General features: G+C 56.1%; 25 protein-coding genes. 6 read left to right on the top strand and 19 right to left on the bottom strand.

Annotated features, from left to right (window positions below; genetic code table 11):
- Positions 1-27: 27 nt before the first annotated feature.
- Positions 28-342, bottom strand: a complete 315-nt coding sequence (locus tag RTN40_RS01090) for a hypothetical protein (protein WP_312226823.1) — start codon at positions 340-342, stop codon at positions 28-30.
- A 306-nt stretch (positions 343-648) separates the two neighbouring features.
- On the opposite strand from RTN40_RS01090, the gene RTN40_RS01095 reads away from it, so the two are divergent.
- On the top strand, positions 649-1,266 hold the full coding sequence (locus RTN40_RS01095; RefSeq protein WP_312226824.1) for a LysE family transporter: 618 nt from the start codon (positions 649-651) through the stop codon (positions 1,264-1,266).
- A gap of 141 nt (positions 1,267-1,407) precedes the next feature.
- Here the strand turns inward: RTN40_RS01095 and RTN40_RS01100 are convergent, their stop codons facing one another.
- Entirely contained in the window at positions 1,408-1,752 is a 345-nt protein-coding gene (locus tag RTN40_RS01100) for a cupin domain-containing protein (protein WP_312226825.1), read from the bottom strand.
- 201 nt (positions 1,753-1,953) lie between these two features.
- Between RTN40_RS01100 and RTN40_RS01105 the strand changes: the two genes are divergently transcribed.
- The 3 genes from RTN40_RS01105 (at position 1,954) to RTN40_RS01115 (ending at position 3,790) form a co-directional block, all read left to right on the top strand.
- Positions 1,954-2,166 (top strand): hypothetical protein, encoded by a 213-nt coding sequence (locus RTN40_RS01105; protein ID WP_312226826.1) that lies wholly within the window; start codon positions 1,954-1,956, stop codon positions 2,164-2,166.
- A gap of 729 nt (positions 2,167-2,895) precedes the next feature.
- A complete protein-coding gene (locus RTN40_RS01110) occupies positions 2,896-3,183 on the top strand; it encodes a hypothetical protein (protein ID WP_312226827.1) in 288 nt (95 codons plus the stop codon).
- Position 3,184: 1 nt separating this feature from the next.
- Complete coding sequence (locus RTN40_RS01115; RefSeq protein ID WP_312226828.1) at positions 3,185-3,790, top strand: hypothetical protein; 606 nt, start codon at positions 3,185-3,187, stop codon at positions 3,788-3,790.
- A 285-nt stretch (positions 3,791-4,075) separates the two neighbouring features.
- Here the strand turns inward: RTN40_RS01115 and umuC are convergent, their stop codons facing one another.
- The 11 genes from umuC to RTN40_RS01170 form a co-directional block, all read right to left on the bottom strand.
- Positions 4,076-5,344: a translesion error-prone DNA polymerase V subunit UmuC gene (gene umuC / locus RTN40_RS01120; protein ID WP_312226829.1), complete on the bottom strand. Its 1,269-nt coding sequence runs from the start codon at positions 5,342-5,344 to the stop codon at positions 4,076-4,078.
- Between the two features lie 3 nt (positions 5,345-5,347).
- On the bottom strand, positions 5,348-5,773 hold the full coding sequence (locus RTN40_RS01125; protein ID WP_312226830.1) for a translesion error-prone DNA polymerase V autoproteolytic subunit: 426 nt from the start codon (positions 5,771-5,773) through the stop codon (positions 5,348-5,350).
- Positions 5,774-6,123: 350 nt separating this feature from the next.
- Positions 6,124-7,257 (bottom strand): glutathione-independent formaldehyde dehydrogenase, encoded by a 1,134-nt coding sequence (locus tag RTN40_RS01130; protein WP_312226831.1) that lies wholly within the window; start codon positions 7,255-7,257, stop codon positions 6,124-6,126.
- Positions 7,258-7,492: 235 nt separating this feature from the next.
- Entirely contained in the window at positions 7,493-8,194 is a 702-nt protein-coding gene (locus RTN40_RS01135) for an enoyl-CoA hydratase/isomerase family protein (RefSeq protein WP_312226832.1), read from the bottom strand.
- A complete protein-coding gene (locus tag RTN40_RS01140; RefSeq protein WP_312226833.1) occupies positions 8,175-9,479 on the bottom strand; it encodes an LLM class flavin-dependent oxidoreductase in 1,305 nt (434 codons plus the stop codon). The genes RTN40_RS01135 and RTN40_RS01140 overlap by 20 nt, the downstream gene beginning before the upstream one ends.
- Complete coding sequence (locus RTN40_RS01145) at positions 9,476-10,624, bottom strand: LLM class flavin-dependent oxidoreductase (protein ID WP_312226834.1); 1,149 nt, start codon at positions 10,622-10,624, stop codon at positions 9,476-9,478. The genes RTN40_RS01140 and RTN40_RS01145 overlap by 4 nt, the downstream gene beginning before the upstream one ends.
- 11 nt (positions 10,625-10,635) lie before the next feature.
- On the bottom strand, positions 10,636-11,667 hold the full coding sequence (locus RTN40_RS01150; RefSeq protein WP_312226835.1) for an ABC transporter substrate-binding protein: 1,032 nt from the start codon (positions 11,665-11,667) through the stop codon (positions 10,636-10,638).
- Positions 11,668-11,692: 25 nt separating this feature from the next.
- Positions 11,693-12,460, bottom strand: coding sequence for an ABC transporter permease (locus RTN40_RS01155; RefSeq protein ID WP_312226836.1), 768 nt, complete (start codon positions 12,458-12,460; stop codon positions 11,693-11,695).
- Positions 12,453-13,289, bottom strand: coding sequence for an ABC transporter ATP-binding protein (locus RTN40_RS01160; protein ID WP_312226837.1), 837 nt, complete (start codon positions 13,287-13,289; stop codon positions 12,453-12,455). The genes RTN40_RS01155 and RTN40_RS01160 overlap by 8 nt, the downstream gene beginning before the upstream one ends.
- Positions 13,286-13,720: a heme-binding protein gene (locus RTN40_RS01165; protein WP_312226838.1), complete on the bottom strand. Its 435-nt coding sequence runs from the start codon at positions 13,718-13,720 to the stop codon at positions 13,286-13,288. The genes RTN40_RS01160 and RTN40_RS01165 overlap by 4 nt, the downstream gene beginning before the upstream one ends.
- Positions 13,713-14,624, bottom strand: a complete 912-nt coding sequence (locus RTN40_RS01170; RefSeq protein WP_312226839.1) for a dihydrodipicolinate synthase family protein — start codon at positions 14,622-14,624, stop codon at positions 13,713-13,715. Before RTN40_RS01170 ends, RTN40_RS01165 begins: the two co-directional genes overlap by 8 nt.
- A 198-nt stretch (positions 14,625-14,822) precedes the next feature.
- Here RTN40_RS01170 and RTN40_RS01175 point away from each other — a divergent pair, with 198 nt between their 5' ends.
- Both RTN40_RS01175 and RTN40_RS01180 read left to right on the top strand, forming a co-directional pair.
- Complete coding sequence (locus tag RTN40_RS01175; protein WP_312226840.1) at positions 14,823-15,479, top strand: peroxiredoxin; 657 nt, start codon at positions 14,823-14,825, stop codon at positions 15,477-15,479.
- The gene (locus RTN40_RS01180) at positions 15,472-15,861 is read left to right on the top strand and encodes a metalloregulator ArsR/SmtB family transcription factor (RefSeq protein WP_312226841.1); all 390 of its coding nucleotides are present in this window, start codon (positions 15,472-15,474) and stop codon (positions 15,859-15,861) included. Before RTN40_RS01175 ends, RTN40_RS01180 begins: the two co-directional genes overlap by 8 nt.
- 22 nt (positions 15,862-15,883) lie before the next feature.
- Here RTN40_RS01180 and RTN40_RS01185 read toward each other — a convergent pair whose 3' ends face one another.
- Genes RTN40_RS01185 through RTN40_RS01210 form a run of 6 tightly spaced genes read right to left on the bottom strand, consistent with a single transcriptional unit; the run spans position 15,884 to position 22,243 of the window.
- Positions 15,884-17,506: a gamma-glutamyltransferase family protein gene (locus tag RTN40_RS01185; protein WP_312226842.1), complete on the bottom strand. Its 1,623-nt coding sequence runs from the start codon at positions 17,504-17,506 to the stop codon at positions 15,884-15,886.
- Positions 17,503-19,011, bottom strand: coding sequence for a class I adenylate-forming enzyme family protein (locus tag RTN40_RS01190; RefSeq protein WP_312226843.1), 1,509 nt, complete (start codon positions 19,009-19,011; stop codon positions 17,503-17,505). The genes RTN40_RS01185 and RTN40_RS01190 overlap by 4 nt, the downstream gene beginning before the upstream one ends.
- On the bottom strand, positions 19,008-19,796 hold the full coding sequence (locus RTN40_RS01195) for a VOC family protein (RefSeq protein WP_312226844.1): 789 nt from the start codon (positions 19,794-19,796) through the stop codon (positions 19,008-19,010). Before RTN40_RS01195 ends, RTN40_RS01190 begins: the two co-directional genes overlap by 4 nt.
- A 10-nt stretch (positions 19,797-19,806) precedes the next feature.
- On the bottom strand, positions 19,807-20,223 hold the full coding sequence (locus tag RTN40_RS01200) for a PaaI family thioesterase (protein ID WP_312226845.1): 417 nt from the start codon (positions 20,221-20,223) through the stop codon (positions 19,807-19,809).
- 10 nt (positions 20,224-20,233) lie between these two features.
- Complete coding sequence (locus RTN40_RS01205) at positions 20,234-21,250, bottom strand: zinc-binding dehydrogenase (RefSeq protein ID WP_312226846.1); 1,017 nt, start codon at positions 21,248-21,250, stop codon at positions 20,234-20,236.
- Positions 21,251-21,262: 12 nt separating this feature from the next.
- A complete protein-coding gene (locus RTN40_RS01210; protein ID WP_312226847.1) occupies positions 21,263-22,243 on the bottom strand; it encodes an ABC transporter substrate-binding protein in 981 nt (326 codons plus the stop codon).
- Between the last annotated feature and the right edge of the window lies 1 nt (position 22,244).

Here is a 22,244-nt window from a genome sequence, read left to right on the forward strand (position 1 = left end):
CAGGCCGATGTTCTGGCCTGGCGATCATTACTCAATTGTTACCGTGACTACGTTGCTGGATACAATGTTTCTGGCGTGATCCACTGTCTCATACCTTACTGAATACTGCCCAATTGATATAAGCTCGTCCGGAACCAGAAAAACGACGGGGAACTCTTGCTCTTGATAAATAATAATTTTCGCTGCTATAAGTCGAGTATTCCACCACAGGTGAATAACATCACCTTTCCGGATATCTACGTTATAAGGAATAGATACCGCCACGCCCCTCACCAGCGCAATATCCGCAGATTGAATCACGTTATCGGTCGCCTGGGGTAAAGTCAGATCGGGTAGTGCCATAATTATCTCCTTGGTTAAAAAACTCCTACAGGATAGGCTTATGACCATTTTAAACTATGCCGTTAATAGTCAGTTCAGCGTTAAAAAAGCTGTTTCAGCTGAACGAGGCAAGCGCGGGGCGCGTGAACGTTAAAATGATTGAAATACTTACGTTAAGGCGAGTAAATTCAGCCGCTGGATGTCCGCTTCGTGCCAGAAGCGGACATTACTGGCTTGTGTTATGTTGTTAACCGGGCGCAGTTCATGGGATGTGCAGTTCGCGCAATGAGGGAGCTGTCTGGCACTGATTAATGATGGAGAAGATGAATGACAAGTGATTTGATCGCGCTTTCTGCTATTGGCGCAGCTATCCTGTTGGGCGCAATGAGTCCGGGTGTTAGCTTTCTTCTCGTGGCACGAACGGCCATGTCCGGTTCGAAACGAGCGGCTTTATCTGTTGCTGCAGGTATGGGTTTTGGTGCGTTTGTTTTTGCTGTCATAGCGTTAGCAGGTCTTCACACCCTGCTGACTCTGGTCCCATCTCTTTACATAGGGCTGAAGGTTGCAGGGGGTTGCTATCTTTTATGGCTGGCGTTAAAAATGTTCCGTCGTCCTTCAAATCGTTTTAGTGATTCTGCCGGTACCGAGGAAATAAGCGCCTCAAAAGCTTTTATGACTGGCGTATTTACGCAAATCAGCAATCCCCATACAGCACTGGTCTTTGCCAGTATTTTTTCCGCAGCGCTTAGTGAAAATATTCAGCCTGTTATGTATATCATCTTGCCTACAATGGCATTCGTTATTGATGTGCTCTGGTATGCAGTCGTTGCATGCTTATTATCAACTGACGGGCCACGTCAGGCTTACATTAAATACCGTAAGTTTTTAGATAAACTCAGCGGAAGCGTTATGGCCCTTCTGGGAATACGACTGCTGTTGAAATAAGTCAGACGAGCACAATTTAGTCTCCTGACAAGAAATGTGCATGTCCGCTTTTCGCTCAAAGCGGACGTTCCTCATATCCCACTACCAAGCACATTGCTTTCTGCTAATCATCCAGTCAAAACCCCCTTCGGAGAACCGTTATCAGTTGGAGGAGAGATCGGAACGATCGCCTCGCGTTGTAGGATGAGAAATAACGATAAATTCTACGGGTAGCTGGCTGTCGTTTCTGGCCTGATGTTTTGCCTCGGGAGGAATTTCCAGACCCTGCTGGGCCTTGATCTCATGTTTAACCCCTTCCAGTTCCATCGTCAGATTGCCCTCAAGAACATAAAAAAACTGTCTGGAAATGGAGTGAAAGTGCCGCTTTTCATGCGTACCTGGAGGCATCTTTTCATGAATAATCAGCATATCTTGCCGGTTTACCAGATACCAGCCGTCGCAATCATCACCCCAGATATAATGTTCAGCATTGTCTTTTGAAATCATTGTCCTTCTCCTTTTTACACCCTTCGTTCAAATCTCGCCGAAGTGATTACTTATTGAGCAAATGTACGGTTTGTATATGTAGATGAAACTAGACCCGGCTACCGTGCCGGGCTTTTTTATGTCCCCACAAGATGCCATCACACTGCCCCCTTTTCAAATCCAGAATACTTTTGTGTGACCTGCCAGCAAGAGGGAGAATGCGTGACTGCTAGAATAAAGATGAACAAAAGGGATATCCCTAAATCCGAAAAAGCAGCGCGCACTATCCAGAATGCCAATCTGTTTGACTTCCACCTCAGTGATAGTGAAATACTGGCGATTGATAACCTGAACATAGGCCTGCGGGGCGGCCACATGCCTGATGAGGGCAATCGCAACATATTCCCGGCACTGATAACTAACTCATTATATTGAAGATTTTATTAACCTATGAAATAAAATCGATTAAAATAACATTTTTTAACACTGATAAAAATCGGTGGGAGATGGCTTCCGTTGCTTCTGGAAATTCTTAACGAGGTCTCTCCTTTAGCTGCGAACTTTTCAATGCCACTTTCTGATAGAATCTGAGAAAGGTTAACGACATACCAAGAATGTTAAATATACATTATATTTATATGTTTTATTTTTCCTTTGTTTGTTTTTTTAGTGCCATAAAAGTAGTTATTGTAATATTTTGTTATTCCTCCTGAATTATCCAAACCAATTACCCAGACAATTCCGCTCTTGATAAAAATTAAGCACGCATTCCTAAAAACCATTATACATATAGGGATAGAATCTTGTTCTAGCTTACGTCAAATATTTGGGTAAGCGAAAGAAAACATAAGACAAAGATGAAGAGTTTTAGATCTATTCGATGCTGCTGGCACTAATCCTAAGTACAAGCCAATTGATGAAATCCAGCGTCTAGAAGCATTGAAAAGGAAAACAGCTAAATGATCGTGCATTAGCATTGATGGATTTTTTGGTTTCTCCATTGAAGACAAAAAATCGTCCTTCACTTAGTGAAAATAATCCCTTACAAGCGCCTGAGAATGATTACAAGGAGAATCACCCCCTGCATTTTTCGCGCCTCTTGAGATTATGATTGTGCTTTAAATTTCCATCTAAAAAATGGCATCAAATAGGTATAAGTGACTAATGAAAAAATTAATTTTTGCATGTGCATTACTGGCTTCATTTGGCGCTAGCGCTGAATGTGATTCAAGCCACTGGATTAATGAAGTGGTTGGTGATGGGAAAGTTATCACGCTTGAAAATGAAGCTGTGCTTTTAGTTGATGATAGTGAAACTTACAACACTAATCTGTGGTTGCCTACTGAAGATCTCATTATTTGCTCGGTAGATGGCAATTCATTTAAAGTGCTGGATAAAGATAATGGCAATGACGGCTTTATTATAATGAGGCTGGCCAGTGGAAGTATTTAAGATGAAGCGCTTAATGCTCATAGCGGCTACAGCAACTGCTCTCACAGGCTGTGCTGAACATGCGCGCCATTACCAGTGTCAAAGCTACGCAGACAAAGCGAATGGGGCATCGTGGGGGGCAGCAGCAGCCGGAACATATATAGCCCAGATTCAAGCCAATATAGCAGAACGCCAGTATGAACGCTGTGAGACAGCTTTTGATCTAGTGGATGCGCAGAAAGCAACAACAGAGGTACAGTCTTACGACTCATCCCCGGTTCCTTCTAACGTGCCTTCAGCGCCAACTAGAGGTGATACCCGATTCAATGATCTGAAGGGTGTGCAGATAGCTTATACACACAATGGACTTCTAATGATGGGAAGTGAGCCATACAGCTTTGTGAAAGCTAGCCCTGTGAAGGTGCTCACTGAAGATGACACAGATACTTCAGCTAAGAAGGGTGACTCTACCCATAGTGAAGCCTATGTGAATAACTCACATACTTCAGGGGCATTAATCTTTTCAGACTCAACACAAAGTCGCTACTGGATCGGAACATTCAATATTCTGAACGGTAAGCCCGATAAAACAACATTGAACATAACTGAAGTTAAATTAGGAATCTGACAAATGAAAACAATATTAGCAGTGGTTTTGATTATAGCATCAGCTTCGGCTTTTGCTTGCCCTAAAGGTGAACATCCTCACGGTGGATATGGTAGCCATCATAAGGGGGGTTGGTGTTCTTTTGATAATGGTGACTATTAATGAAGAAAATCCTGTTAGGTGCTATTTTGTTGCTAACGCACAGTTACGCATGAACAATTTTTAGCGATAAATCCAATTTTCGCTCATGGCTAACCTAAACCCTACTGAAACAAGGCCATAACGACCTCTCTTACGCATGCGCAATTATCTTTTTACAATCGGCAGATCTGCCCACCGGGTCGTGTAGCGCGGCGAGAGCATCTCGCGCTTCATCTGCCACGCCTGCTGGATCCCCTGCCCGGCAAAATAGAGCGTCCCCTGCCCGCGTTTTTTGTTCAGCTCGTCCAGCACCGCCATCAGCGCCTCGCTACCCGGACGCGGCGCGTTAGCGTCAAAGAGATCGAGCTGCGCTACGCCCTGGCTGTAGAAGTCCCCAAGCATGACGCCCGCTTTCTGATAGCGATGCCCCTCGCGCCAGATGGTGTCCAGACAGCGTGTCGCGGCGTGGATAATATCCCGGCTGTCCTGGGTGGGGGTGAGCAGCTTCACCATTGCGCTGTTGCCGTAGTAAGATTCCCCTGCCACAAAGGGCGAGGTTTTCACAAAGGCCGAGATGAAGCGACAGTATTGATGCTGGCCGCGCAGCCTGGCCGCCGCCTGCGAGGCGTAGGTGCAGACGGCCTGCCTGACAGACTCATAGTCCGCGGTACGCTCGCCAAAGCTGCGGCTGCAAACAATCTCCTGCTTTGCCGGAACAAACTCATCGAACGCCAGGCAGGACTCCCCCCGCAGCTCCCGCACCGTACGCTCCATAACGACGCTGAACTGCTTGCGGATAAAACGGATATCACTATCGGCGAGCTGCAGTACGCTTTTGATCCCGTGCGCATCCAGCGCTTTCGCAAGGCGTCGCCCAATGCCCCACACCTCCCCGACCGGCAGCCGTTCCATCAGCCGCCGTTGGCGATCGACGTTAGAGAGATCCACCACGCCCCCCAGCTGCGGCCAGCGCTTGGCGGCATAGTTAGCCAGCTTGGCCAGCGTCTTGGTCTGCGCAATCCCCACCCCGACTCTCAGGTGGGTCTCACGCCACAGTGTATTGCGGATCTCCTGACCAAACTCCTCCAGCACCCGGCAGTTACGCACCCCGGAGAGATCGCAGAACGCCTCATCAATGGAGTAGACGTCCACGCGCGGGCAGAGCCTCTCCAGCGTACCCATGACGCGGCGGCTCATATCGGCGTACAGCTCATAGTTGCTGCTAAAGCAGGTGACGCGGTGGGCGCGAAACAGATCGCGCTGCTTGAAGAACGGTGCGCCCATGGTAATGCCCAGCTTTTTCGCTTCCGCACTGAGAGCGATCACGCAGCCGTCATTATTGCTGAGCACCACCACCGGCTTGCCTTGCAGATCGGGCCGGAAGACCGTTTCACAGCTGGCATAGAATGAGTTCACATCCACCAGGGCGAACATGATTCAGCACGTGAATTTGATAATGTGAGTGACGACGCCGAAGATTTCGAGCGCCTCTTCACTGCCAATGCGGATGGGCGTATAGCGGGGATTGCGGGGGTTAAGCTGAATAACGGGGCGAAGCTGAAGCTCTTTAACGGTAAACTCGCCGTCGACGGCGGCGATAACGATATCGCCATGGGCGGCGGTGCGGGCGCTGTCTACCACCAGCAGGTCGCCATCGTTAATCCCGCCGTCGATCATCGAGTCCCCCGCCGCTTTGACAAAATAGGTCGCGTTGGGGTGGTGGATCATTAATTCGTTTAGGTCGAGACTCTGTTCTACATAGTCCTGCGCCGGTGAGGGAAAACCGCACGGCACCAGATCGCCAAAGAGAGGAAACGCGAGAACTTCGCGCAGCTCTGCGGGCTTGTAAAATGTTAAACTCACGACGTCACCTTATTATAATAGTTACTGTGTATTTATACAGTAGATTTATATGATGTCGTGATCAAGTGGCTTAAGTAAACGCTGCTCGTCGCTTATCTAATCATGAATAATAAAAAGATATATTTATCAATGCATTAACGCATATGTAAATTTTTGACTTTTGTATTCAATCGCTTAATTTATACGCGCAACGTATTTAAATCCCCATCGACTGGCCGTCACTGTCCTCCGTCTCATGGCAGATGCGAAAAAACACAATATGTGATGTAAAGCATTAAGCCACAGCAGGCGGTTTCTATTCTCCCTCTCACCATGGCCTAAATGTGGCTTATGTTCTGTTGGTCCATAATTCAGGGTTTCAGAATGACTTTTGTCCAGCCATTATCACGATCGTCAAAATGCTTATATCCCTCGGGGGCGTCTGACAGCGCGAGACGATGTGAGATGATCTGCGCCGGATTGGCTCTGCCCTGATGGATAAGCCTGGCGAGCTGGCGGTTGTACGCTTTTACGTTACACTGACCGGTCTTAATTGACTGACCTTTGAACCAGAAAGTACCAAAATCGAAAGGCACTTTACCTTCTTTAGCCAGATCGGTCGCCCCCCCGGGATCCTGAGGGATAAAAACGCCTACCGCACCAATGCCGCCCGTGGCTTTGGTTGATGCGACAAGGCTATTCAAGGTGGCGGAGTTATCCTCGTGGCCATGCTTATTGCAGCATTGATAACCCACGCATTCGCAGCCGCAATCCGTGCCGCGCCCATCGGTTAATTCGAGAATTTTATTTACCGCATCATTACCCACACCGTTGATCGCCACCGCACCAAGTTGTTCGGCCAACGCCAGTCGGTCTGAATGGGTATCGACAACAAACACCTGTGATGCGCCTTTAATCATGGCCGAATGGGCAGCCATCAAGCCGACCGGGCCAGCACCGTAGATGGCAACACTCTCCCCTGGGCGTAATCCTGCCAGCTCAGTGGCATGCCAGCCGGTGGGGAAGATATCGGAAAGCAAAACGTAATCGTCTTCCTTCTCAACTGCATCCGGAGGCAGTAGCAGACAGTTAAAGTCAGCATAGGGAACGCGCAATAACTCCGCCTGTCCACCATCCCACTCGCCCATATCCGCAAAGCCATAGGCGGCACCGGCCGAACCCGGGTTTGCCGTCAGGCAGTAGCCGGTTAGCCCTTTCTCGCAATTTTCACAGAATCCGCAGCCGACATTAAAGGGCAGACAGACGTAATCACCGACTTTAATTCGCTCAACAGCGCTGCCGACTTCAATCACCTGTCCCAGATTCTCATGGCCGAAGATGCGACCCGGCTCGAAGCTGGTTCGCCCTTCATACATATGCAGGTCGGAACCGCAGATATTTGTGGTGGTAATACGGACAATCACATCAGTCTGGCGAACGATTTTGGGGTCCGGAACGTTTTTGACTGAGACGTCAAAAGGTCCGTTATAGACAACTGCTTTCATAGTGTTCTCCTCTCACGCACGATCGGTTTGAGGGTTGCGACTGCGTGACGCTTTGCTGTCGCGACCCTCCTATTGATGCTGCTTTTTCAATCAAAAAGCGTGGTTGAAGATGTAAGTGTAGAACAGCTCATGGGGCAGTTGGGCGAAATTAATGTCATGTAACTAATTGAAATATATAGCCGCTTCGCTAGAAGACCGGTTGTATTCCCGCCGATCGAAACATCAGCACACCGATTTATTCGGGTCTTCCCTGCTCTACCCAACTGGCCAGGTCATCAATTGCTTTCTGGTTTAACGCCGCAGAGGGATAGCCCGGCAATGCCTGAATATAACGGCGTATAGTGCGTACAGCGCCAGGGTAGCGCTGCACGTTATCAATCAGCGCCGCCGCCTCCTCATCCAGCGTTTCACTGCTCACAACACGCGTCACGATCCCAAGCTGCTGCGCCTCCTGCGCCGGAACCCGCCGTCCGGTGAGTACCAGCTCTTCAGCGATACGCGGTGAAATAAAGTGCGGCAGATAAGCGACCACGATAAGCGGTGCGAGATTATGGTCAATTTCATCAAAACCAAACTCAGCGCGCTCCGTTGCCAGCGTAATGCTGCTGTGCAGCGCAATGCCACTGCCAAAACCCAGCGCAAGCCCGTCAATCAGCGAGATGCTCACCCCGCTGAAGCCACGCAGCGCCGCATTGGCCTGCAATATGAGTCCCAGATTATCGCGTAACGGCACATTCGGCAGCCGCTCCTTCTGGTCTCGCCCCCAGGTAAAAACGTCGCCTTTTGCGCTGATAAGCAACACCTGCGCCTGGTCCTGCTCGGCCTGTTGCAAACTCGCGATAAAATCCAGCAGCAGCTGGCGCGTAAAATGGTTGCCGGTTTCCGGCGTGTCTAGCGTCAGTCGCGCTACGCGACCATCAAGCTGATAGTGGATCATGGTTGCCCTCCAGGCCTAAGTTTTCTCGTAAGGTATGACCGCGGTAGTCACGCTGGAACAAGCCGCGCCGTTGCAGCAGCGGCACCACGGATTCAACAAATCGATGCAGTCCGTCCGGTAAGGCGTCAATCATTAGGTTGAAGCCATCGGCCGCCTGCTGGCGATGCCAGCTCTCAATAAGATCGGCGACCTGCTCTGCGGTACCAACTACCTGCAAATGGCCGCCGCCGTTGCGCCATAACAGCTCACGCACGGTCAGGTTTTCCGCCCGGGTTAACGCGATTGCCGCCTGGCGAAAGCCTTCCGACCCGCGAAAATCAGCGTTGGCGAGGATTTTTTCCACCGGCAGTGGGCGATCGGGATCCAGCTCGGCCACGTCAATGCCTACGCGCAGCGCCAGTTTTCGCAGCTCGCTGTCGCCTGCCAGCCGGTCCAGCTCGGCTTTACGCGCCAGCGCTTCCGCTTCCGTGCCGCCAATAATGGGCATCAGTCCCGGTAACACTTTCAGCGAGCGTCCAACGGCTGCCGCCCGGCTTTTCAAATCGCTATAAAAATCACGCGCCTCGCTCAAGGTGTTTTGTGCGGTAAAAACGACTTCGGCATGCCGCGCCGCCAGCGTCCGCCCCGGCCCGGATGCGCCCGCCTGAAACAGGACTGGTTGCTGCTGCGGCGATGGCGGCAGCGTTAATGGGCCTTCTACCGAGAAGTGTTCGCCCTGATGGCTGATAGGCTGAATACGATGAATATCGGCATAAATACCGTTGGCTTTGTCATCGACAATCGCGCCCGGCTGCCAGCTGCGCCACAGCGCTTTCACCACCTGAACAAACTCCTCCGCCCGCTGGTAGCGCGCTTCACCCGGCGGTAAAGAGGCTGCGCCGAAATTTGCCGCGACCTGGGGCACAAAGGTGGTGACCATATTCCAGCCCGCGCGTCCGCTACTAAGGTGATCGAGCGTCATAAAGCGCCGGGCCAGGTTGAACGGCGAGTTAAAGGTGGTCGAGGCGGTGCCAACCAGCCCGAGCCGGGAGGTGACAGATGCAAGCGACGCCAGTACCGTTGCCGGATCCATCGCACCCAGCGAGGGGCGCTGATATGCCTCCTCTCCGGCTGCCAGGGTATCGGCGAGGAACAGAGCGTGCAGATGGCCCGCCTCCGCCGCCTGGGCTATCTCACGGTAGAACGTCGGTGTCAGGTTGGCTGCACCGGAGCGCGTTCCCAGACGCCAGGCTCCGGGGTGCATCCCCAGCCCGAGCACCGTGGCATTCAGAATAAGGGTGCTCATATCCGTAGGCCTTCCGCCTGCAACAGCGGCAGCACCGCTTGTGCAAAATAGGCCAGCTCCGGCTCGTAGTCGTAAAAACCAATCTGCACGCCGTCGATGCCGGCCGCATGTAGTTGCTTAAGCGCGGTGACGACATCCTGCGGGTCGCCGACGATCTGGATATGCCCGCCCAACACCCGGTCCGCCGGAATATGCTGTTTCCAGCCTTGGGCATCGCCACCCTTATGTCGCGCGGTATAGGCCGCGATGGATTCGACATCTGCCTGCGCCACGATGGCGTCGCGCCGGGCAAATGCCTCTTCACGCGTCGGACAGCAAATGATCAGAGGAAAGATGATGATCTTCGGCGTCTTGCCCTCTGCCTGGTAGGCTTCGCGAATCGCCTGGGTATGGGCTGGCAGCGCGGTTATCGCCTGCTCGAAGATGGCACCCGCCGGGCTTGAGGTGAAGACAATATCGGAATGCTTCGCCGCATAGGCAAAGCCCGCCGGAGAGGCGCTGGCGGATACCATAATCGGGCGGCCATAGCGCGGGCGCGGCGAGATATAGGCCTGCTTAAGCTGGTAAAAACGCCCAGAGAAGTCGAGGTTATCCTCTCCTTCCCAAAGGGTCTCCATAATGTGGGAAAACTCGCTGGCACGATCGTAACGTGCATCGTGATCCAGCCGATCCATACCAAACATCAACGGCTCTTTCGCGTCATAGCCGGTGACGATGTTGAGCCCAAAACGCCCCTGCGCAATGTGGTCCGCAGTGGCGGCAAAGCGCGCCAGATAGAGAGGGTGCAGGTTGCCATACAGCACGTTCACCGTTGATATGGTGATGATGCGCCGGGTCAGCGAGCTGAGTGCGACCGTTGTAATAAAGGGGTCGAGAAAGTTTTCACGGTAGTGCGCCTCGCCGCCGAACCCGCCCTTCTGTACCCACTGTTGCAGGCTGAAGACGAAATCAAAGCCATGTGCCTCTGCGGCAAGGGTCAGCCTGGCGTTGTACTCAAACGACCAGTCGGTGTCGCGCGGGTACGTTGACTGGGAAAAGCCGCCGGTCTGGGTTGGCAAAAATAGCCCCAGCATCAGCGGCTGCTTTACAGCCTGCGCCAGCGGGCTGTCCGGAAAATCCAGGGGACTCGGTCGGGATTCAGACATGGCAGCAATCCTCATTTTGCGTTGAAGCCGTTCCATATCGGCTGGAAGGAGGTATCCACAACCTGATCAAACGCAGGCAGCGGGGCGTCAATAGATTTGCTTTCGAGCAGCAGATGGCCGGTTTTCGCCAGCGCGCTTTCGGTCAGTACGGGAGAAAAGGTATGCGCCTGACGCTGTAGCGATGATTTGATGACCGCAACGCCTGGATTGCCATACTCCTTATTGGCGGTCTCCGCCACCGCGTCGAGATTGGCGGGCGTGACGATGTACTGCAACGCATCGACGATGGCCTTTACAACCTTATCGCTGGTTTCGCGGTTCTCTGCGATGTAGCTCTTCGTGGTTTGCAGGGTGGTGTAGCCCAGCCCCTGGAATACATCCGGTCCCTGCCCTTTGGTCAGGTCCAGCACGTACTCCCACTTATCGCCACCTTCAGTGGCTATCACGTTCCACGGCTCCATCACGAACGCGGCATCTATTTCACCTGCTTCCCCGGCGGTGAGCTGGCGATCGGCCCCGCGAATGGGAATAAGTTCTATATCCTTCTCGGGATCCAGCCCGGCGCTGGTGGCGATATAGCGCATTGAGACATCGGCAAAACCGCCGCGCGCCAGCGTGCCCACGCGTAACCCTTTCAGGTCCGCCACGCCCGGCGCGTGTCCGAGGGCTTTTACGGCCTCTTTACGCACTATGACGGCACCGGCGAAGTCGGTTTGCAGGTTGGCGATGCTGACGATCTCCTGCCCTTTCTTCACCGCTTTCAGGTTGTTTTCAAACGCGGCGTCGATAAATTGCACCGAGCCGCCAATCAGCGCGGCCGTTGCCGGCACACCGCCGGCGAAGTAGTCGATGGTGACGTTAAGCCCTTGCTGTTCAAAAAAGCCTTTTTCTTTGGCAATCAGCACTGGCAGACCAAGCAGCGAACGGTTGGAGATGCCAATATGCACATCCTGGGCGGCGCTGGCATACTGGGTCAGGCCGCTGAACAACAGGGTAGCGGCAGCCAGCTTTAGCGCCGGGCGTGAGAATTTTTTTATCATCATGGCTCCAGAAGGATTTCCCGGTGGGTTAATGAGCGGGCTGTTGCCGCCAGTGTAAGTAGTAAGAAGAGACCGCCAGCAAAACGCGGTCGAGCGCGAAAGAGACAATCATCAGTACAAACAGCGGCATCAGCATGCCGGTGGTATCAAAACCCCCTGCGGCCTCATCCATCATGAAACCGATGCCTGCCCGCGCGGAGATAAACTCCCCGACGATGGCACCGATAATGGCAAAGGAGAGCGAGACGCGCAGGCCGGAGAAGAGCCAGGGGATGCAGTTGGGCAACAGTACTTTGGCGAACAGCTGCCAGCGGTTTGCTTTCAGCACCTTCATCAAATTGAGCTGAACGATGTCGACGGACTTGATGCCCTCCCAGGTGTTAATCATCATCGGCACCACCACCAGCGAAAACGCCAGCAGAAATTTTGAGGCGAAACCGATCCCGACAAACATCACGATCAGCGGGGCCAGCGCCACGCGCGGCAGGCTGTTTAGCGCGACGATAAAAGGCTCCAGCGCCAGGCCAACGATACGACTCATTCCCAGCAGCAGTCCGAGTGCAATACCCGCGAGAGCGCCAACGACCAGGCCGCTGAGCGCTTCCGACAGCGTGACGCCGAGGTGAAAGGTGATTTTGTTCTCAGCCAGCGAGCTGACAAATGCCTGAAGCAGCATCGACGGGCTGCTGGTCCAGAACGGGTTGATCAAGCCAAGCCGCACGCCGCCTTCCCACAGCGCAATGGCACCAACGAAAATCAGCGCCTGCAGCAGGCGAATTTGCTGTGCTTCACGCATCGCGCTGCCCTCCGGTTACCGTGTGGCTTTTAATGTCCTGCCACAGCTGGTTGAGCAGAGATCCGAAACGAGACGAGCTCCGCAGCGTGTCGAAATGACGCGGGCGCGGAAACGTGATGTCATACTCCGCGACGATCCGGCCCGGACGCGCGCCCATGACCACAATACGGTCGGAGAGAAACAGCGCCTCCGCCAGGTCGTGGGTGACAAACAGCACGGTTTTTTTATGGGTTTCCCAGTAGTGGCTGAACAGCTCCTGGATAAACACGCGGGTCTGCGCATCCAGCGCGCCAAAGGGTTCGTCCATCAGCAGGATATCGGGACTGCTGACCAGCATCCGCGCCAGCGCGACGCGCTGACACATCCCCCCGGAAAGCTGGGCGGGATAGTGCTGCTCATAGCCTGTGAGGCCCAGGTCATCCAGCACCCGCTGGCTGCGTTCAGCAATATCACACTTCGCCACGCCCTGAATTTCCAGACCCAGTCCGACGTTATCGCGTACCCTACGCCAGGGCAAAAGGCCATGCTGCTGGAACATATAACCCAGCGAATAGACCTCTCCCGGCTGCTTTTCCGCCAGATGGATTTCCCCCTGCTGTACCGGAAGCAAACCGGCGATGAAGTTTAGCAGCGTGCTTTTGCCACAGCCGCTGGGGCCGACGATGCTGACAAACTCCTGCTCCCGCACGTTGAGGTTAAGGTTTTGCAGGATAGTCTGCCCGGTCGCCCTTTTTTTGAGCGCGGGAGCCTGAAATCCGAGATCGCGGATCGTCAGCACCGGAGGAGGCGAGGCTGGCAGTATGGATGCCAGCTGTGTGCGCCCGCTCATGGCGTATAGCCTGACTGTTGATAGAAGTACGCCAGCGCGGCTTCAGCGACGATGATGTCCTCCTGCGCCGTACCGGAACTGATACCGATCCCCGCCACAATTGCGCCGCCTTCCGTTACCGGAAAGCCGCCGCCGATAATAGAGAAGTGACCATCATTGGTGATGTGGATCCCAAAGGTTGGCTGGCCAGAGACACAAAGCTGGTTATAGATATGCGTCGGTTTTCGCGCCGTGGCGGCGGTAAATGCTTTATCAATAGCGATAGAGATGCTGGTTATCTTGCCGCCGTCCATGCGCCGGAACGCGAGTAAGTGCCCGGACTCATCAGTGACGGCAATACACATTGGGATGTTCAGCTCGCGGGATTTAATTTCCGCGCCGGTAACAAGCGTGTCCGCTTCTTCGACGGATAGGCGTTTTATATTAAGCATGGTGGGTCCCCTGGTGTTGAAGGTCAGTCGTGTGCAGATAGCGCTCCAGCATTTCGCGATCGAGGCCAGATAGCGCTGAATAAGGGGGATAAGGTTCGCCTGCGGAAACACCCAGCCACTCCATAGCGGCTTTCATGACGGGGGTGAGTCCGTGCCTCATCCACTGCGCCGGGAACAGGGCGAACTGCTGCTGAAGCGCTCTGGCGCGAGTCTGATCGCCCGCCTGCCAGGCGTTGATAAGTTGTCGCCCCAGTGCCGCAGCGGGCGGTGGCATGGTTGCCCCTGCCCCTCCTAACTCAAGGGTGATCAGCAGCATCTGCATGGTGGTGTAGTAGCGCGCCAGCCCGGCGTGATCTATCTGCTGGATCAGACGCGACACGCGGGCGAGATCGCGGGAACTCTCTTTCAGGTAGTGAATCTGTGGGATCTCTGCCAGCGCTACCGTGGCCTCGACAGAGACGTCTGCGCCGGGGCCGGCGTTAAGGTAGAGCATGATCGGTAGCTCCGTTTCCGCAGCGATGCGGGTGAAATAACTCACCAGATCGTGCTCCGACGGCGCGCCACCGAAGGGCCGCAGAGGGGCAAGGATTTGCACGGCCTGCGCCCCGGCACGAGCGGCATAGTCGGCCAGCTCTAGCGCGACACGAAAGGAGGGGTGAGAAATGCCTGCCACCACGGGACGTCGTCCGGCCACATATTCAATGGTGCGGTCAATCAGCGCCTTGCGCTGGGCCAGCGTCAGGCAGCTGTACTCCTGCGCCTCGACGCCCGCAGCGATAACAAAGCTGGCGTCGCAGACATCAACGACGTAATTTACCTGCGCCTGTAAACGCGGTTCATCAACCCGCAGCTGAGCATCAAACGGCGTTAAGGGTGGAACAATTAATCCAGGACTTATATTCATCAGGACGTCTCAATTAAGCAAATGACTATATGAGTTACTGCTTTCTAATATGACGCCACTATTACTTAGTGATGTTTGAATTCAAAACATCAAATAGTGATTTTAATTGCCAGAATAGGCATAAGTTAGCACGCAAAAAAGCTGGTCGAGATGATTTTCATATGCAAGATTACTAATATGAAAATATGAGGAAAGAAAATGATGTGTACCACTGACGCCGCAACAACGCCCTTTTTGTATGATGAAGCACCGGATTTCACTGCGCGCAGCACGCATGGTGATATTAGCCTGAGCGCTTTTCGCGGCCGCTGGGTGCTGCTCTTTTCTCACCCTTCAGACTTTACGCCGGTCTGCACCAGTGAATTAATTGCGTTCGCCCGCCAGTCTGAAAAATTCGCTGCCTTAAATTGCCAGCTGCTAGCGCTGTCTATTGATGGCTTATATTCACACCTGGCCTGGTTAAACAGCATCAAGGTTAATTTCAATATTGATATTCCATTTCCTTTAATTGAAGATCCCTCTATGGATATTGCCCGCGCTTTTGGCATGTTGCCTCGCCATTCGCATTCGTCGGGCACGGTGCGGGGGACATTCCTGATCGATCCAGAAGGCATTATTCGCGCCATCAGCTGGTATCCGATCACGACAGGTCGCTCGGTGCTGGAACATCTGCGCCAGCTGGAGGCGATTCAACTTAGTCATAACGCCCCCTTTTATACCCCGGCGGAGTGGCAGCCCGGCGACGATATGATTATCCCGCCACCGCGTACCATTGAAGGCGCTCGCGCCCGTCTTGCGGATACCAGCGCGCCAGACTGGTATTACAAAACCCAGAAAGGAAAATCCCATGAGTGAGCATGAGGAGATCGCCGCCCTGCTGCATCATCTGGGCCACCCGGTCCGCTTGCGCATTGCCCTGCTGCTGCAGGCCTCACAGCTCACCGTTTCCCATTTAGAGGAGCAACTCCAGATCAAGCAGCCTAATCTCTCCCAGCACCTGGCGGTGCTACGCAAATCGGGCGTGGTGCAATCCGTGCGTGAAGCAAAATCGGTAACCTATACGCTGGCCGCAGGATTACCACAAAGGCTGACGGCCGCTATTGTTGCCCTACAGCAGGATAGCGAGCCGCCTGTGTCTGCGCCCGCCGCCCTGCCCGAGAGTGAGACCAACCACATGCCGCATACCGCGGGCGATGAGTTGGTTTTTGCCACCATTAAGTATCCTGAGCGGCCCTGACAGGGGCCTGTCACTTAAGCATTCAGAAACCCACCGCCTGGCCGTCGCGACGGCTGTCGCTGGCAATAACGTAGCCGTCACTGCCCTCCGTCGTCAGCTTCCAGATAAACTGGCCTGATCCAAAGTCCATGTACGGGTCGTTAAGCGAGGTAAAGCGATGCCCGCGCTTTCCGAGCTGCTCCGCCACGCCCTGATGAAAACCGACCTCCAGGTCGAGGGAAAAATCGCGGTTCACCTTCCAGCGCGGCGCATCGCAGGCGGCCTGCGGCTGCTGCTGATAATCCAGCATCCGCACCAGCGTCTGAACGTGCCCCTGCGGCTGCATATCCCCACCCATGACGCCAAAGCTCATTTGCGGCTGGCCGTCTTTGGTAAGAAAGCCGGGAATGATGGTGTGGAAAGGCCGCTTGCCCGGCGCGACGACGTTGGCGGAACGCGGATCGCTTGAGAACCCCGCGCCCCGGTTTTGCAGGCTGATACCGTACTCCGGCACCACCACGCCCGAGCCAAAACCCATATAGTTCGACTGAATAAATGACACCATCATGCCGCTTTCGTCGGCGGTGGTGAGATAGACGGTGCCGCCGCTGGCGGGCATTCCTGGCAGGGGCTGGCTGGCCCGCGCCGGATCGATAAGCCTGGCACGTTCGGCCAGGTAGCTGTCATCCAGCATCTGCTCAGGCGTAATGTCCATCGCGCGCGGATCGCCAACGTATTTATAGATATCGGCAAAGGCCAGCTTCATCGCCTCAACCTGCAGGTGCTGGGACGCGATGCCGTCCAGCGGCAGGCTCGCAAGGTCGAAATGCTCAAGGATCCCCAGCGCGATCAGGGCGGCAATGCCCTGGCCGTTAGGCGGTAACTCGTGAACGTCGTAACCGCGATAGCGACGGCTGACCGGCGTGACCCACTCGGGGCGATACCCGGCGAGATCGGCAAGCGTCAGCGGCACGTCGCTTTGGGCAGCAAAGCGCACAATGGCTTCTGCCGCCTCACCTTCATAAAAGGCGCGTGCGCCCTGATCGGCGAGTAGACGCAGCATGCGGGCGGCAGCGGGCATGACAAACTTTTCGCCAATCTCCGGCGCGCGGCCGTTGGGCATAAAGGTGGCGGCAAAGCCCGGCTGATCCTGAAGCAGCGGCACGGCGGCGTGCCACTTGCGCGCCACCATCGGCGCAATGGTCACCCCACGTTCAGCGAGGTCGATGGCGGTCTCCAGCAGCTGGGAAAACGGCAGCTTGCCGAAGCGCTGGTGCAGCACCTCCCAGGCGGCAACGGCCCCCGGAATGGTCACGCTGTCCCAGCCGCGCACGGGCCGTTTGGCATGGCCCTGCGCATCCACACCATAGCGCCGGGCAAACCAGCTGGTATCCCAGTGCGAGGGTGCGGTGCCGGAGGCATTCAGGCCATGTAGCTGCTGCCCATCCCAGACCATGGCGAACGCGTCGCTGCCCAGCCCATTGGAGACCGGCTCGACGATAGTTAACGTCGCCGCTGCCGCAATGGCCGCATCCACCGCATTGCCACCGTTTAACAGAGCCTGGTTGCCAGCGTGTGCCGCCAGCGGGTGCGATGTTGCCACCGCATTACGCGCGAACAGCGGCGTGCGCGTGGTCAGGTAGGGGTTGTGCCAGTTAAATTTCATGCCCGCATCTCCTTGTCGGCTGCCATCGCCAGATAGCGCTCCGCCTCTGCGCGTAGCGCCTGTTTATCAACTTTGTTAGTGCCCGCTAACGGGAAGCTGTCGGTGAGCCAGATATGGCGAGGGTGCAGATAGGCGGGACCATGCGCCAGCGTCCAGGCCTTGATCTCCTCCGGCCCGGCGACGCTGCCCTGGCGGGGAATAATCCAGGCCACCGGCTTGCTGCCTTTAATGTCATCTTTTACCGCCACGACGCAGGCCTGCTGCACGGCAGGATGCTGCTCCAGCAGCTTCTCCACCTCGCCGGGATAGATGTTCTCACCGCCGCAGACAAACATATCGTCGCGTCGCCCAATAAAGGTGTAGAAGCCATGCGCATCGCGCATGAAAACGTCGCCGGTGATGTAGTAGCCATCCTTAGTGAACGGCGCGGAGACGTCCGGACGCTGGTGATATCCCTGCATCAGCGCCGGGCTTTTCATCTCCAGTACGCCGTGGTCGCTAAGCTGCCCCTGCTCGTCGCGTAGCCGTAGCGAAACTGCCGGATGAGCATAGCCGTTGGACTGCAACGGCGCGGTGCGCCCCTGCGGGTGGGAGCCAAAGACAATTGGGCCGCCTTCCGTGGTGCCGTAGGCGTTGATGATCCGCGCGTTCGGCCAGATCTGGCGGATCTGATTGAATAACCCTTCGTTAACCGGCGCAGATCCCATACGCACTACTCGCACGGACGAGAGATCGCTCGCGGCAAGCAGGGCCTGCTCTTTCATCATCATGGCGATCATCGGCGGTACGGCGGTGATCCAGGTGCAGCGGTAACGGGCAATGGCGGCGATATACTCGCGCACCTGAAACTGGGGCAGCAGGATGGTAGTCACGCCGCTGGCAAGCGTTAACAGGGCCAGCGCCAGGGCGTTCATATGATAAAAGGGCGCGGCGATCAGCACCCGCTGGTCCGCCAGCTCGTTAGCTGCCAGTCGCGTCTCCACTACCCAGCGATGGCTGGCGTGGGTGAGGCGCACCCCTTTCGGCATGCCGGTGGAGCCGGAGGTATACAGCAGCATCGCCAGCGAGTCTGCCTGCGGTGCAAAGGCGTCATAGTCGGTTACCGGCGCAAGCGTCAACAGTTCGCTGAAGCCCCACCGGCTACGTGTGGCGGCGAGGTTGGCCAGCAGCGCATCATCGCCCATGACCAGTCGAGCGTTGCAGTCGTCGAGAATTTTCTCCAGCGTTGCCGCCGGGAATTTTATGCTAATCGGCACGGCGACCAGCCCCGCCCGCAGGATGCCTAAAAACGCGGTGATAAACGCAATGGAGTTACGCCCGAGCAGCGCAACGCGCTCGCCCGGCTGATAGCCGCGGGACTGAAGCGCCGCGGCTACCGCGTTGGCCTGGGCGTCCAGTTCACCAAAGGTGATGGCACTCTGCCCTTCCCCCTGCGGCATGATAAAGGCAGGCAGCGGGTTGTGACGGGCCGACGGGGGCAGCGCGCCCAGATTGGTAACAGTCATAGCCTGAACTCAAGTAGGGTGTGAATGGCGGGCATGGCGATCAGCAGCCGCCCCAATTGTTGATGCAGCGGCAGCCCGGCGTTACGTGCGGCCTGGGCCAGCATCGACGCATTGCCGCCGCGAAAGTGGATAGCCGTAAACTGGCTGACGCGGCTCTCGTCCACGCTGGCAAGTCCGGCGGAAGAATCACGCCAGGCAGAGAGGGTCAGCAACTGCAGCCGAAAAGCGGGATCGGGCGCGCCGAGCCGTTGCCACGCCTGCGCCTCCTGCTCGACGTTCTGGCTCACAACGGTTACCGCCTCGATCCCCTCAACGCCATTGGCGTGGACAAGCCAGGGGGCGCGCCACACCCATTTCGGGGTGTGATGCTGGCAAAAGTAGACCCTTCCCGCCGCAAAGCTGCCGGGTGCAAGGCGTACCGTGCTGAAACGCGCCTCGCCCTGTTCGCCGTCGGCTGCCACCGCACGGGAAAAATGCTGTACTGGCTGCACCGTGAAACCCTGCTCGCGCAGCTGCCGCTCCGTTGCGGCGGCATCCGTGCTGCGAAACACCAGCCCATCGATACCGCGCGGGCTGTCCAGCAGCTCCTGGCGGATCCGCTCCCCGTTACGCGGGAGTCCGATAAGCTCCAGGTAGTGGCCGTTAAACATCACCAGCTGGTTCATCGATCCGAGCGAGTGATAGCTCTCCGGCGTCAGGGTAAAGCCCAGCGCGGCAAAGAGATCCCGCGTGGCCTCCAGCGCAAAATGGTTGTTGATCACCAGATGATCGAATACCAGTGGCATGGGCGGCTCCTCAGACAGCTGGCATGGCATAGAGGCCGCGGCCGCTCGCCACCAGCCGGTCTTCGCTGTCGTAAACCCAGGCCTCCGCGCTGGAGACCTGCTTGCCCACCTTGATGACTTTGCCTGTGATCCGCAGGTCGCCGCGCGCCGGGCGGTGATAGTCGATCCGAATATCCAGCGTCGGCACGCCTTTATCGGTATAGGCCACCAGCGCCCAGTCGGCGGTCAGGTCAACCAGCGCCGCCAGAATGCCGCCGTGGATATAGCCACCCGCCGGGTTGACCACCCACTCATCACGAAAACGAGCCGTAAGGGTGATTTCGCCTTTCGCCACCGCCAGCACCTCAAGACCCAGCCACTGGTGATAGGGACCCTTCAGCAGTTTTTCCTGCACGTCCTGCGCGCTTAACTCAACCATCTCGCTCATCTGCCTCTCCTTATGGGGTCACAATCACTTTGCCTAAGACTTCGCGGTCGCGGATCAGCCGCAGCCCTTCCGCCGCCTGCTCTAGAGGCAGCTCACGGTCGATTAGTGGTTTAATATCACCCTGCGCCACCAGCGTCAGCAGCGCTTCCAGGTCCTCGGTGTAGAAGCTGTTGGAGCCTTTGATATTCAGCTCGAAGCTCCAGACGTAGCGCAGATCTTCTGCCGGGTCGTAGCCCGCCGTCGCGCCGCAGACCAGCAGCGTGCCGCCGCGTTTTAAGCATTTGAGTGAGGGACGCCAGGTGTCGCCGCCGGTAAAGTTAATCACCACGTCCACGCCGCCCTCATAGTTACGGCGCTGGGGTTTGCCGTAGCGGCCAATCGCCCAGCGGGAGAAATCTTCTTCGCGGTAGTTAACGACATGATCGGCACCCAGCGCGGTCAGCGCCTCGCCCTTTTCTGCGCTGCCGACGCAGGCGATGACCTCCGCGCCGAGCTTTTTCGCCAGCACCACGCAGGCCGTACCGACGCCGCCGCTGGCACCGAGGATCAGCACGCGATCGCCCTGCTTAATGGTGTCATGGGTCACCAGCATGCGGTGCGCCGTGCCGTAGGCCACCGGCAGCGCCGCCGCCTGGGCGAAGGTGACCGCCTCGGGCAGCGCGATAAGCTGAGCGGCATCCACCAGGGCGTATTCCGCCATACCGCCGTCGGTCATTTCGCCCATCAGCCCCACGCCGGGTTTCAGCGGGTTGATCAGCACGCGGTCGCCGACTTTCCAGCCCGTCACGTCGTCGGCAAGCTCGTCGATGACGCCGGCAAGATCGAGACCCGGCACCACCGGCAGCGGTACCTTAATGCCCGGCATGCCGTTGACGGTAAAGACGTCGTGATAGTTAAACGAGGAGGCTTTCACCCGCACGATAGCGTGGCCTGGCTGCAACGTCGGGCGCGGTTTATCGGTGACGACGGACAGATTGTCCAGGCTGCCGTGCTGGTTAAGCACCAGCGCTTTCATGGTCTGACTCACGGTTATCTCCTGTTATTTTAATGATGCCGATGCCTTGTACGCCGCGTCGTCGTAGAGACTCTCCGGCACGTCGCCTTTCACGGTGCCGCTGGCGACAAAGACCTGGTGTTGACGCTTAAGGGTGGCGATATCCGCCGGTTCAAAGGTGACGCGGTTCATGCTGTCCCAGCGGCTGAAATAGACTTCCGCATCGCGCTGCGGCAGGTTGGCGTTTTTTTGCAGCAGCGAAACCACCTCCTGGCGGTGGGTTTTGCCCCACGCCAGGGTGTCGCGCAGCGCGGCGATAACCCGCGCTACCGTTTCCGGGTGCTGTTCAATTAGCTCGCTGCGCACCGCGCCGACGCCGATATAGGGTACGGTGTCGCTGTGGGTCAGCTTTTTCCACTCATCGGCAAAGCTGCCAAGAGGGGTGACTTTCAGCTCGTCCAGCTGCTCAATGGTCAGCGAACGCAGCGCGGCGGCATCCACCTGCTTTTGCACCAGATACTGGGCAAGGCGCGATTCGTTGCCGCCAATAAGCTGGAAGTCGTTAGGGGCGATCTGGTTGTTACCCTGTAACAGGGTGGCGGCGATCACCGCTACCGACGACCCGGCGGGCGACATGCCAATCTTTTTGCCCTTGAGCTGGTCGAGGGAGGTGATGGATGAGCCCTGCGGCACAACAAACTGCACGTCGGCAGGCTGCGTGGCGGCAAAGATTTTGATCGGTACCCCTTCGGCCGCGCTGCTGAAGACGCCCGCCAGCGGCGCGCCGAATGCTACATCAATGGAGCCTGACGCCAGCGCCTTGATGGGCGCATTGACGTCCGGGAAGTGAACAAACTCGGCGTCGATACCGCGTTTAGCCAAAAAGTCCTTATTTTCCAGTACGGTGCCGTAGCCCAGGCTGACGCCGCTGCTCCAGTAGCCGATGCGAACTTTTTCAGCCGCCGCCAAATTTAGGGCGAAGAAAGCCCCGGCAGCCAGCGTGGCCGCCTTTAACCAGTTTTTCATC

The organism is Pseudescherichia sp. (genome assembly GCF_031987975.1).
Lineage (GTDB): Bacteria > Pseudomonadota > Gammaproteobacteria > Enterobacterales > Enterobacteriaceae > Pseudescherichia.